Raw genomic sequence first — 12,333 nt, 5'->3', positions numbered from 1 at the left:
CAGGCGGGCGCCGCGGTGGTGCGGCGAAAGTACGGCGTGATTCGCAGGGCAGCCTTCCAAAAACCGAACGCCGCCCCTATCTTCATGATAGCACAATGGAACTTTGATTAGCCCCCGGGCTTCTTCCAGCCGCTGCTCTCTGCTAGGCTTGTGCGAAGCACCCAATCCGCAGCCAAATGCTTAAATCTGGTTTCGGGACTGCCCGGGACCTCGGAGGATGAATGACGACCGCCGTCCAGACCAAAACGCAGGAACCCGTCGGCTTGCCCGACATGAAGGTGTCGGTCCGGCAGGTCTTCGGGATCGATAGCGACCTGGAAGTTCCCGCTTATTCCGAAGTCGACCCGCACGTGCCGGAATCGGATCCGGACTATCGCTTCGATCGTGCCACGACGCTCGCGATCCTCGCCGGTTTCGCCAAGAACCGCCGCGTGATGGTCACCGGCTATCACGGCACCGGCAAGTCGACCCATATCGAGCAGGTCGCGGCCCGCCTCAACTGGCCGTGCGTGCGCGTCAACCTGGACAGTCATATCAGCCGTATCGATCTCGTCGGCAAGGACGCGATCGTGGTCAAGGAGGGCAAGCAGGTCACCGAATTCCGTGACGGCATCCTGCCCTGGGCGCTGCAGCACAATATCGCGCTGGTGTTCGACGAATACGACGCCGGCCGCCCGGACGTGATGTTCGTGATCCAGCGCGTGCTGGAGGTCTCCGGCCGGCTCACCCTGCTCGACCAGAACAAGGTCATCAAGCCGCATCCGTCGTTCCGCCTGTTCGCGACCGCCAACACGGTCGGCCTCGGCGACACGTCCGGCCTCTATCACGGCACGCAGCAGATCAACCAGGGCCAGATGGACCGCTGGTCGATCGTCACCACGCTGAACTATCTCGCTCATGACGAGGAAGTGGAGATCGTGCTCGCGAAGGCGCGGCACTACCGCACGCAGGAAGGCCGCGACATCGTCAACAAGATGGTGCGGCTTGCGGACCTCACCCGCAACGCGTTCGCCAACGGCGACCTGTCGACGGTGATGAGCCCGCGCACGGTGATCACCTGGGCCGAGAACGCCGACATCTTCAACGACATCGGCTTCGCGTTCCGCGTCACCTTCCTCAACAAGTGTGACGAACTGGAGCGGCCGCTGGTCGCCGAGTTCTACCAGCGCTGCTTCAATGTCGAGCTGCCGGAATCCTCGGTCAACGTGGCGCTTAGCTGATCCATGCTAACAGTCTCCGTCGAGCGCACCCTGATCCAGACCAAGAAGGCGGTGCTCGACGGATTGGCGCGCTACAACAACGAGAAGATGGGGAAGCAGAGATACAAGCGCTTCGCCATCTCGCTCCGCGACGGCAACGAGATCGTCGGCGGCATCGTCGGAGAGCTTTGGACCGCGGTGCTGTTCATCCAGTACTTCTGGATGGAGCAGAAGTTTCGCAACAGAGGTTTCGGAGCGAAGCTGATCGCGGCGATCGAGGACGAGGCGCGGCGCTTCGGAGCCACCCGGGCCTATGTCGACACGATGAGCTTCCAGGCGCCCGGTTTCTACCGTGCCAACGGCTATCAAGAGTTCGGTTCGATTGAGGGGTATCCCGGCGGCGTGACGCGCCATTGGTTTACGAAATCGCTATGACAACCTCCAACATCAAATTCCGTCCCGGTTCGAAGGAAGCGCCGACCGAGCCCTTCAAGCGCTCGGTCACCGCGTGCCTGCGCGCCATCGCCAAGAAGCCCGAGCTTGAGGTCAGCTTCGCTGCCGAACGCCCCGGACTTGCGCCCGGCAAGGCGCGGCTACCGGAGCCGGCGCGCAAGATGACCAAGCGCGATGCCGCGATCGTACGCGGGCATGCCGATTCGATCGCGCTGAAGATCGCCTGTCACGATCCCAAGGTGCATCGCAAGTTGATGCCCGGCAATCCGCAGGCACGCGGGGTGTTCGAGGCGGTCGAGCAGGCGCGCGTCGAGGCGATCGGCTCGCGGCGGATGTCCGGTGTGGCCAAGAACCTCACTGCGATGCTCGACGATCATTTTCATCGCGGCAAGTATGACGAGATCACCGATCGCGCCGATGCGCCGCTGTCGGATGCGCTGGCGATGCTGGTGCGCGAGCGTCTCACCGGCCTCGCTCCGCCCGCGGCCGCCAAGAAGATGGTCGATCTCTGGCGCCCGGTGCTGGAGGACAAGATCGGCACGCGGCTCGACAAGCTGAGCCGCTTCACCGAGGACCAGGCCAGGTTCGGCGACCTGGTGCATGATCTGTTGTCGGCGCTCGATCTCGGCGACGAGCGCGACATGGATACCGACGAAGACGATCAGGACGAGAGCCCGGACGGCGACAACGATCAGTCCGGCGCCGAGGGCTCGCCCGATTCCGACGCCGCGCAGGAGATGAGCGCCGATCAGGCGCAGGCCACCGCCGAAGAGATGAGCGAAAGCGCGATGGAGAGCGCGCAAGCCTCCACCAGCGACACGTTCGACGACGGCGAGCTCGGCGACGACGAAACGCCGGGTGAGGCGACGCGGCCCAACTCGCGCGGGCAGAACGAGCCGCGCGGTCCGGAATATCATGCCTTCGCGCCGAAATTCGACGAGGTAATCGCGGCCGAGGACCTTTGCGATCACGACGAACTCGAGCGGCTGCGCTCGTATCTCGACAAGCAGCTCGCGCATCTGCAGGGCATCGTGGCGCGGCTCGCCAACCGCCTGCAGCGCCGCCTGATGGCGCAGCAGAACCGCGCCTGGGAGTTCGATCTGGAGGAGGGCATCCTCGATCCGGCGCGGCTGTCGCGCGTCGTCACCGATCCGTATCACCCGCTGTCCTTCATGCATGAGAAGGAGGCGACGTTCCGCGACACCGTGGTCACGCTGCTGCTGGACAACTCCGGCTCGATGCGCGGCCGTCCGATAACGGTCGCCGCGACCTGCGCCGACATCCTGGCGCGCACGTTGGAGCGTTGCGGCGTCAAGGTCGAGATCCTGGGCTTCACCACCCGCGCCTGGAAGGGCGGGCAGTCGCGCGAGGCGTGGCTGGCCGCGGGCAAGCCGGCCAATCCCGGCCGCCTCAACGACCTGCGCCACATCATCTACAAGTCGGCGGATGCGCCGTGGCGGCGGGCGCGCAAGAATCTCGGCCTGATGATGCGCGAGGGCCTTCTCAAGGAGAACATCGACGGCGAGGCACTCGACTGGGCGCACAAGCGCCTGCTCGCGCGCCCCGAGCAGCGCCGCATCCTGATGATGATCTCCGACGGCGCGCCGGTCGACGATTCCACGCTGTCGGTCAATCCCGGCAACTATCTCGAGCGGCACCTGCGCCACATCATCGAAGAGATCGAGACCCGCTCGCCGGTCGAGCTGATCGCGATCGGTATCGGCCATGATGTCACGCGCTATTACCGCCGCGCCGTCACCATCGTGGACGCCGAAGAACTCGGCGGCGCCATCACCGAAAAGCTCGCCGAGTTGTTCAGCGAGACCCACGGCGCCGCGCCTGCACAGGGCACCCGACGCAGGCTCCACTCGTGAGACATGCGCCCACCTGTTAACCGCCGCCGCTTCGTGCAGGATGTGGCGGCGGCGCTGTTGACCGCCGCGCTCCCAGGCCTTGCGCAGGCGCAGAGCGCGCCGCTGACGCCGCCGAAGCGGGCCGCCAAACCCAGCCCCTATTCCGTCAGTGAGCCCGTCTCGATCGAGGTCAAGGCGCGGCCGCTGCCCTCGTTCGATATCCGCGATCGTTCGCGGACGCGGTTCGGCGCGCTCGAATATCGCAGCGGCCTGATCCTGACCTCGCCGTTTCCCGGCTTCGGTGGGCTGTCGGGCCTGCGTCTCGATCCCAAGGGCGAGCGCTTCATCGCGATCAGCGACAAGGGAAGCTGGTTCACCGGTCGTATCGTCTATCGCGGCCGGGAGATGGTCGGGCTCGATGACGTCGAAGCCGCGCCGCTGCTCGGGCCCGACGGCAAGCCGATCACCTCGCGCAACTGGTACGATTCGGAATCGATCGCGCTCGATGGCTCCGTGGTCTATGTCGGGCTCGAGCGCGTCAACCAAGTGCTGCGCTACGATTTCGCCAAAGGCTTTACCCGTGCGCGCGGCGAGGTGGTGCCGATGCCGCCGGCGGTCAGCAAGCTTCCGCGCAACAAGGGGCTCGAGGCGCTGGTCTTCGTGCCCAAGGGCCTGCCGCTTGCCGGTACGCTTCTCGCGCTGTCCGAACGTGGACTTGATCCAAGCGGCGATCTCATCGCCTTTCTCGTCGGCGGCAAAACACCGGGCCAGTTCAGCATACGGCGTACCGAGAGCTTCGATATCAGCGATGCGGTGTTGCTGCCCTCTAGCGACCTGTTGATCCTGGAGCGGAAATTCTCCTGGATCGGGGGCGTCGGCATCCGCATCCGTCGCCTCGCGCTGTCGGAGATCGGGCCCGGCGCCGTCGTCGACGGTCCCGCGATCTTCAACGCCGACCTCGGCAACGAGATCGACAACATGGAAGGCATCGACGCCCATGTGACGGCGGAGGGCGAGACCGTGCTGACGATGGTCTCGGACGACAATTTCTCACTGATCCAGCGCAACCTGCTGCTGCAATTCACGCTGCTGGAGTGAGGTGCCCCGCGCTGGCGCATTGCTGGTCTGCGCACGGGCTCGTTTCGTCGGGCGGACGGTTGGTGATTTTGCGCACGCCCTCTATCTTAAGCCGCACACTCCCTTCCTCAGCTCCGGATAGTCCCGCATGAGCGCCCTGTTCTCCCCGATCGAGTTGCGTGGCCTGACACTTCCAAACCGCATCATGGTGTCGCCGATGTGTCAGTATTCGGCGGTCGACGGCTCGGCCACCGACTGGCATTTCACGCACATCAACATGCTGGCGCTGTCGGGCGCGGCGATGTTCTGCATCGAGGCGACCCATGTCGAGGATATCGGGCGGATCACGCCGGGCTGCCTTGGCCTCTACAGCGACGCCAACGAGGCGGCGCTGAAGCCGATTCTCGCCTCCGTGCGCAAGCATTCGAAGGCGGCAGTTGCCATGCAACTCGCCCATGCCGGCCGCAAGGCGTCGAGCCGGCGCCCGTGGGAGGGCGGGCAGTTGATCCCGATCGCGGAGGGCGGCTGGCAGACGGTGGGACCATCTGATGTCCCGCACAAGGACGGCGAGGCGCCGCCGCTGGCGCTGGACGAGACCGGCCTGAAGCGCATCCGCGACGCCTTCGTCGCGGCGGCCAAGCGTGCCGAACGGCTCGGCATCGACGCGCTCGAACTGCACGGTGCGCACGGCTATCTCTTGCACCAGTTCCTGTCGCCGATCGCCAACAAGCGCACCGACAAGTATGGCGGCTCGCTGGAAAACCGGATGCGCTTTCCGCTCGAAGTGTTCGATGCGGTGCGGGCCGCGTTCCCGGACCACAAACCGATCGGCGTCCGCGTCTCGGCGACCGACTGGGTCGAGGGGGCCTGGGACCTTGCGCAGACGGTTGAATTTGCAAAAGAGCTGCACAAGCGCGGCGTCGACTGGATGGATGTCTCGTCCGGCGGTGTCTCGCCGCTGCAGAAGATCCCGCTCGGGCCAGGCTACCAGGTGCCGGCGGCGCAGGCTGTGAAGGAGGCTGCCGACGTCACCACGATGGCGGTCGGCCTGATCACCGAAGCGAAGCAGGCGGAAGAGATCGTTGCCTCCGGCAAGGCCGACATGGTCGCGCTCGCCCGCGCCATGCTCTACGACCCGCGCTGGGGTTGGCACGCTGCCGCCGAGCTCGGCGGCGAGGTCAGCGCGCCGCCGCAATACTGGCGCTCGCAGCCTTCGACGCAGAAGGCGCTGTTCGGGAAGACCACGTTCGGGGCGAGGTAAGTTGGCCACGTCGTCATTCCGGAATGTGCGTCAGCACCAGAACCGGAATCTCGAGATTCTCAGGTGCGCAATGCGCACCATAGTTCGATGCTGCGCATCGCCCCGGAATGACGATACGATTCAACTAGCCATTATTCTGCCGCAACCAAAGGAGGTACTCTTCGATCGCGTGCGGAAGACACGCGGAGAACAACGAGGAGAGGAGCCCTTATGGAACTCGGATACTTCGCGATGCCCTCGCATCCGCCGGAGTGCGGATTGAAGGAGGGCCACGATTGGGACTTGCAGACCCTGCGCTGGCTCGATGAGCTCGGCTATCAGGAGGCCTGGATCGGCGAGCATCACACCGCGCCCTGGGAGCCGCATCCGTCGCCCGATCTCTTGATCGCACAGGCGCTGCTGCAAACCAAGACCATCCGCATCGGGCCCGGCGGCTTCCTGCTGCCGTATCATCATCCCGCCGAGCTCGCCAACCGCGTCGCGGTGCTCGATCATCTCTCGAACGGACGGCTCAATTTCGGCGTCGCCGCGAGCGGCTTGCCGAGCGACTGGGCGATGTTCAACGTCGACGGCATGTCGGGGCAGAACCGCGACATGACCCGCGAGGCGCTCGAGATCATCCTGAAGATGTGGACCGATCCGGCGCCGTGGACCCACAAGGGCAAGTACTGGACGGTGACCAAGCCGGACACGATGTTCGACTTCCTCAAGCCGCACATCAAGCCGGTGCAGGCGCCGCATCCGCCGATCGGGGTTGCCGGCCTGTCGAAGAATTCCGACACGCTGAAGCTCGCCGGCGAGCGCGGCTTCATCCCGATGAGCCTCAACCTCAACCCGGCCTATGTCGGCAGCCATTGGGAATCGGTCGAGGCCGGCGCGGCCAAGACCGGCCGCAAGCCGAGCCGCAAGGACTGGCGGATGGTGCGCGAGGTGTTCGTCGCCGACACCGACGAGGAGGCCTGGAAGCTCTCGGTCGGCGACATGATGGGCCGGATGATGAGCGAATACTTCCTGCCGCTGCTCGGCCATTTCGGCTTCAAGGACTATCTGAAGCACGCGCCCGACGTGCCGGACAGCGACGTCACCGTCGAATATTGCGCACGCCGGAATTGGATCGTCGGCTCGCCGGCGACCGTCACCGAGAAGATCGAGAAGATCTATCAGGAGGTCGGCGGCTTCGGCGTGCTGTTGGTGTTCGGCTTCGACTACAAGCACAAGCCGGAGGCCTGGCGGCGCTCGCTGGAATTGCTCAAGAACGAGGTGATGCCGCGGCTCAAGCATCTCGACGCCTCGCTCGGCCGCGCGGCGTAAGGGTAAAGCGCGACGAGATTGGGTCGAATCGACTCGCAGCAGCTTCTGTCTACCTCTCCCCGACGGGGAGAGGTGACCTCCGACGCTGCTTTCAGGTCAACCTAATCCCATCATGCTCTAAGAATGGTGCGGGGCGGTGTCTGCTGCCCCGCGCCGTATGTTGGTGGTCCAGCCACGCCGGCGCGTCGCGGGCGCCACGTCACAGCAACTTCACCGTCACCTTCGCCTGGCCCTTGTGATCTCGATAAAACCAGTCGGAGAGCCACGGCAGTCCGATGACGGCCTCGTTGACATAGAGGAAGATCTCGCCGCTGCGGTCGGCCGTGAACCTTGCCTTGTAGACTTGCGGGTCGGTGCTCGGCACAGGCGCCGGGTCCAGAAAATATTCATCGACCCCGGTTGGCCCGACGCGCGCGATCAGTCGGTACCAAGGCCGGAACAAGATGCGCCGCAGGAAGATCGTCGCGTATCCGCGCCAGCGTTTCGAAGGCTCGCTGGTGGACGTCCGGTATCCGACCGGCGTGACCGACCGTCCGTCGTCCTCCCAGGGATCCGTCATGGTGACCGCGATTTCGTACCTGAAGCCGGTGCGCACCGTGAGCCCGGTCGGCGCGCAGATCGCGCTCGTAGCGAAGTCGGCCGCATCTTGCGGGATGCCTTTGTCGACGGCGACAAGCTTGTCGGCCGCCGTCCCCCGGCAGTATGCACCCATCGAGTCCGCCGCGTTGAACAGAAAATGACTCAGCAGCGTTGCGCCGTACCAGACCATGGCGGCGGTGAGCACGAACGGAACGACGTGTCGTTTCCCGACGTTGAGGATCCACTGATAGATTGTGCTGGTGCGGAACGTGTAGATCGCGTCGTGCACGATCCCCGAGAGCGCGGCCGGCTTGGCGCGGTCGCGCCAGATGATCCGCATCTTGTCACTGATCGTTGCACTGAGCGCGCTGCCGACCGTCATCAGCACGATTACGGCGATGATGCCGCCGGCGAACCATTCCGGGTTGCCCGCGTACCAATCGGTCCACCAATGAAACGAATTGGGCAGGAACGATTCGACGAAGCGCACCAGCTCGGAAACCATCCTGAAGTGGGAGTCGAACTCGTGCTCCTTGTGCTGGTTATGGAAGAGCCAGAACGCAGCCAGGTGCAGCGACGCCGCCAGCGTGGCGAAGTATGCAATCCGGCGCATCCAGACGTAGTTCCAGAGCTTCTCCTGAGCCGCATGTCGTGCCGGCGCGCCGGCCGGGGTTTCAAACGTTGCGGAGCCCAGCGGCGTGATCTGGCCGCTTCGTGAGACGATGACGTAGTTGGGCGGAAGTCCGATCGGAGCGTAGGCATTGCAGCCGCTGTCGATCCGCTCGAACACGCTTTCGTGGATCTTCGGCATTGGCACGCTGACGCCGACGTAAGGGTCGTTGCAGAGATCAGCGACCTTGCGCGGACCGTATCGGTAGTACGCGCCAAGCCCGGCGCGCGAATCGTACAGGCGGCCGTCCTTGTCCTCTGAGGACCTGATCGATCTGATCGCATCGGGGTCGGCGACGGGCGCGCTCTTGAAGACGAGACCGCGCTTGACGGCTTCGTCGACCAGCCACGCCAACGGCACGAACGCGACGGCATCGTCGGGGTAGCCGCCGCCGACATTGGCATGCATGCCGACGAACCACACCTGGACGAGGCGCTCGCCATCGATGGTCGCCGGCACGGGCGGCGGAGGTTGCCCCGGCTCGTGCTCGGTCCAAAGCACCGGGTGGAAGGTCGTGCGTTCGTCGTCGAGGGCCAGCGCGTGCCGCGCGCAGTTGACGCGTGGGCTGAGAATCCGGTTCGGCAATTCGAGCGGCCACACCCAGTTGCTGATGCCGCGCGTCATCTCGTCGATGGGAAGACCATAGGCCGCGACGGTATCCCAGATGCCGATGAATTCGATCGCCGGGACCGGCTTCCGCGCGATCCGTGCATACGGCTTGTTGCCCTTCAGGCGGTCCAGCATCGGCACGAGGATGTAGTCGCGAATGGCGCGGAACAGCACCTCGATGCGCCACACCGAGTGGTAACCCTTGGCGCGGTAGGCGCGGTAGGCTTTCACCGCACCGTCGTGCAACTCGGATTCGGGGTCGGCGACGATCAGGCCTTGATCGAGGATCAGCGCGGCGAGCACGCGCACAGTGAACGCACCGCGGCTGAATCCGAACAGGTATATCTTCGAATGATCCTGATGGTCGTAGTTGCGGCAGATGAACTTGTACGCGTCCAGGATATTGCGCTTGAGGCCATAGCCGAAGGCGCCACCAAGAATGGCAAGCGGAACGAAGGACGAGGTGCCGACGCCGTCATCATATTTGGCGGCCTGGCAATTGCTTTGTAGATCAAGTGCCTGAAAGACCCGCCACACATTGGTCCGCCAGACGCTGGAGGCGGCATTTCCGGTACCATCAGACAGAATGATGATCTTGGGACTAGCCATTGAAATGTGCTCGTTGACAAGAACTGAACCAACAGGTCACGAGGACGACCAAGACCGTCCTGCGCTCCGCGTCGGCCGGTCGCCACAATGCACGGTCACGTCGTGCCGAGCCAGAACCGCGTCTCGGTTTCGGCCCATCCCTTGCCGATGCGGCTGCTCAGCCATGTGTCGCTGCGCTTCAGCCCCTTGTCCTTCTGACCCTCCGGCGTGTTTCGCCAGGCCTGCCAGCGGTACTGGCCGTAGATGCTGATGATGCGCGCGGCATAGGTCAGCGCCAGTTGCGAATCGCCTTTGACAATCACGAGGTTGTCGTCGTTCTTGGTGCTGGCGCGGTCGCTGAAATTGTGCGAGCCGGTCATGACCACCGGGGTCTTGCCGGCCGGATCAAGCACGATCACCTTGCTGTGCACGGCGATCATGAACTTGCCGGTGTTTTTGATCTCGCCTTGCCACCAGTCCGCGGTCTTGTTGATACCGGCCGGCCGGATCACGTCGGCGATCTGCTTGCCCTTGAAGACCTGTTGCTGGCCGTCGCTGGTCAAGAGTTGCAGTTGATCCTTCGGGCTGTCCTTGCCCTGTGCCGGGAAATTGTTGAGCACGCCGCGCACATAGAGGTTCTTGTCCTGGGCCTTCTCCAGGATCGGGCCGAGCAGACCCTTGTTGCCGGGATTGAGCATCAGGCACACCACGCCATGCTCGGCGCCCTCGATCATCCTGGTGGCTTCCTTAAGATCACCGCTCTTGGTGGTCGGCGTGAACCAGACACTGATATCTGACTTGCCGATGGTGAAGGGCCAGTCTCGATCGCCCGCCGTCGCCAATTCCCTCGGAGACTTGCTGCCGTCCGCATAGATCATCTTCCAATGATCGTGATAGGCGGCGGCGATCTCGTGGTCGGTGATCTCGAGCCCGTTGTTGTTCTGGGCACAGAGTCCGGTGCGTGTCCAGTTGGTGCTGCCCGTCCAGACCACCTGCGGCTTTTGCGCGCCGTCGCAGAACACCGCGAACTTGTTGTGGGCGTAGCGGCTCGGCAATCTTGCGGCGAACGATGTCGACGCCGGCCTTTTTCAACACTCCGGCGCTCTTCTCGGTGTCCTTCGCCGTGGCGTCGGATTTGCCGGTGCTGTTGCCGAGCACGACATGGGCCTTGCCCTTCAGCGCGGTCAGCGCGGCGATCAGTTCGGGATCGTTGAGCTCGTACAGCGCGAGATAGACATCGCGCTTCTTTGTCCTGGCGTCGGCCAGCAGCGCGAGCAGGCGGGCGCCGAGCTGCCCCATGAGGAAGTCGCGAATCTTGTTGCCCTTGGTGGAGATCGCCTTGTCCAGGGTTTGCGCCGGTTTGCGGTCTTGGCCGATCGCCCGCGACAGCCATTGCGCCGAGATCGTGCCGCGGTTGAACCACGGCTTCAGCGGCCCCGTCGGCATGGCGGAGACATAGTCGCTCCATGTCGACGGCGCGTTGGCCGCGGGCTTCACCTTGCTGTCGCCGTCCTTGAGAACCGGGACCACGCCGTAGCGAACCGGCGCATCGCTCGGGGCCAGGAAATCGGTCCAGTTTGTCTTCTGTACCGGCCATTCGGTGCTTGGCCGATGCTCCCCGTTCTTGTGGCCTTGCGCCTGATCCTCGAAGCCGACCCAGGTGTCGACGACGCTCGCGCTCTTGCCCTGCTGCTGGCGATACAGCGCAAAGCCGAGGCAGTTCGGAATCATGGCCGACACCTCCCAGACCACGAAGATGCCGTCGGTGGTTGGAAAAGCCTGAATTCTTGAAACCATGGTGATGCCTCCGAATCGCTGTCGAGAAATATTTGGTCAACATGAATTGGACGCGTCGGATTGCCCCGGTCGCGGTGCCGCAGCCGTGGGAAGTATGACAGTTGAACTGCAACCGTGTCTGTAGGCTGGATCACAGATTGCGGTCACAGACGAAGTCGCGCTCATGTGAGCCGACTGCGGCTTTCAAGACCCGGCGAAACGGCCTAGCTTTGCGGCTGCAACCGATGAGGGCACCACAATGCGGGCCCGCGTGCGAAAATTTGCTCATATCCTGGAACGGCTCGGCCTTGCCATGGCGGGGGCGGCGAGCGGCCTGTTCGTGGCGGTCCATGTCGGCTCCAGCGTATCGGTACTGACTTCGCAGGCGTTTCTGCTCATCATGATGCTCTGCGGCGCCATCGGCTTCTATCTCGGCATCGACACGCCGCAGCTCGCCTTTGGTGCCAGGAATGGCAAGTCGCCGCGCGAGATCGACGCGGCGGAGTTCCTCAGCGCGGTCGGAACTTTCCTCGCGACGCTGGTCGCATTCTTCTCGGTCGGGGTGATCGTGTTGCACGGCGAGCCGCATATCGCCTGGACCGCCACGGTCATGGTCGGTTGGGTCCTCGGCGTCGCCATGCAGATCGTCGCCGGCACGATCACGCGCACCCGCGCGTGACCTCATGACTTGCGCGCTATTCGGAGCGTTGCGAGAGGGGTCTTGAGCGCTGCTCAAGCGTACATTGGAGACCGCCTCGGCGGACGTCACTCGGTGCGCGTCCCGAACGTCATGCTCGATTATCTCCGCGCGGAAAATCCCGGTGGGTCGGAGCATCTCGCAGAGGGCTGGCACGATACCGGCGACATCGTCACGGTCGATGCGCAAGGCTTCATCACGATCAAGCGCTGCGCCAAGCGCTTCGCCAAAATCGCCGACGAATGGTCTTCCTGTCGGCG

At 64.1% G+C, this 12,333-nt stretch carries 9 protein-coding genes and 2 pseudogenes; 8 read left to right on the top strand and 3 right to left on the bottom strand.

Annotated elements, in window-relative coordinates; translation table 11 throughout:
- Positions 1 to 221: 221 nt before the first annotated feature.
- From cobS to P6U25_RS34650, 6 genes are all read left to right on the top strand, one after another.
- Positions 222 to 1,220: a cobaltochelatase subunit CobS gene (cobS, locus tag P6U25_RS34675; protein ID WP_280974423.1), complete on the top strand. Its 999-nt coding sequence runs from the start codon at positions 222 to 224 to the stop codon at positions 1,218 to 1,220.
- Between the two features lie 3 nt (positions 1,221 to 1,223).
- On the top strand, positions 1,224 to 1,634 hold the full coding sequence (locus tag P6U25_RS34670) for a GNAT family N-acetyltransferase (RefSeq protein WP_407149220.1): 411 nt from the start codon (positions 1,224 to 1,226) through the stop codon (positions 1,632 to 1,634).
- On the top strand, positions 1,631 to 3,526 hold the full coding sequence (gene cobT / locus P6U25_RS34665; protein ID WP_407149219.1) for a cobaltochelatase subunit CobT: 1,896 nt from the start codon (positions 1,631 to 1,633) through the stop codon (positions 3,524 to 3,526). The genes P6U25_RS34670 and cobT overlap by 4 nt, the downstream gene beginning before the upstream one ends.
- A gap of 3 nt (positions 3,527 to 3,529) precedes the next feature.
- Positions 3,530 to 4,603, top strand: coding sequence for an esterase-like activity of phytase family protein (locus P6U25_RS34660; protein ID WP_407149218.1), 1,074 nt, complete (start codon positions 3,530 to 3,532; stop codon positions 4,601 to 4,603).
- 127 nt (positions 4,604 to 4,730) lie between these two features.
- The gene (locus P6U25_RS34655) at positions 4,731 to 5,843 is read left to right on the top strand and encodes an NADH:flavin oxidoreductase/NADH oxidase (RefSeq protein ID WP_407149217.1); all 1,113 of its coding nucleotides are present in this window, start codon (positions 4,731 to 4,733) and stop codon (positions 5,841 to 5,843) included.
- A 210-nt stretch (positions 5,844 to 6,053) separates the two neighbouring features.
- On the top strand, positions 6,054 to 7,154 hold the full coding sequence (locus tag P6U25_RS34650; protein WP_407149216.1) for an LLM class flavin-dependent oxidoreductase: 1,101 nt from the start codon (positions 6,054 to 6,056) through the stop codon (positions 7,152 to 7,154).
- Positions 7,155 to 7,353: 199 nt separating this feature from the next.
- On the opposite strand, the gene P6U25_RS34645 is transcribed toward P6U25_RS34650, so the two are convergent.
- From P6U25_RS34645 to P6U25_RS34635, 3 genes and pseudogenes are all read right to left on the bottom strand, one after another.
- Complete coding sequence (locus tag P6U25_RS34645) at positions 7,354 to 9,621, bottom strand: DUF2235 domain-containing protein (protein WP_407149214.1); 2,268 nt, start codon at positions 9,619 to 9,621, stop codon at positions 7,354 to 7,356.
- Between the two features lie 95 nt (positions 9,622 to 9,716).
- The gene (locus tag P6U25_RS34640) at positions 9,717 to 10,334 is read right to left on the bottom strand and encodes a phospholipase D-like domain-containing protein (protein WP_407152699.1); all 618 of its coding nucleotides are present in this window, start codon (positions 10,332 to 10,334) and stop codon (positions 9,717 to 9,719) included.
- Between the two features lie 207 nt (positions 10,335 to 10,541).
- A pseudogene (locus P6U25_RS34635) lies at positions 10,542 to 10,592 on the bottom strand (hypothetical protein); the annotation flags it as partial.
- 1,043 nt (positions 10,593 to 11,635) lie between these two features.
- Here P6U25_RS34635 and P6U25_RS34630 point away from each other — a divergent pair.
- A complete protein-coding gene (locus P6U25_RS34630; RefSeq protein ID WP_407149213.1) occupies positions 11,636 to 12,055 on the top strand; it encodes a hypothetical protein in 420 nt (139 codons plus the stop codon).
- A 78-nt stretch (positions 12,056 to 12,133) separates the two neighbouring features.
- Positions 12,134 to 12,325: pseudogene (locus P6U25_RS34625) on the top strand (hypothetical protein); the annotation flags it as partial.
- Between the last annotated feature and the right edge of the window lie 8 nt (positions 12,326 to 12,333).

It is taken from the genome of Bradyrhizobium sp. ORS 86 (assembly GCF_045571475.1).
Lineage (GTDB): Bacteria > Pseudomonadota > Alphaproteobacteria > Rhizobiales > Xanthobacteraceae > Bradyrhizobium.
Note: the sequence above shows the minus strand (reverse complement) of the source record. Positions and strands in the feature narration are given on the sequence as shown.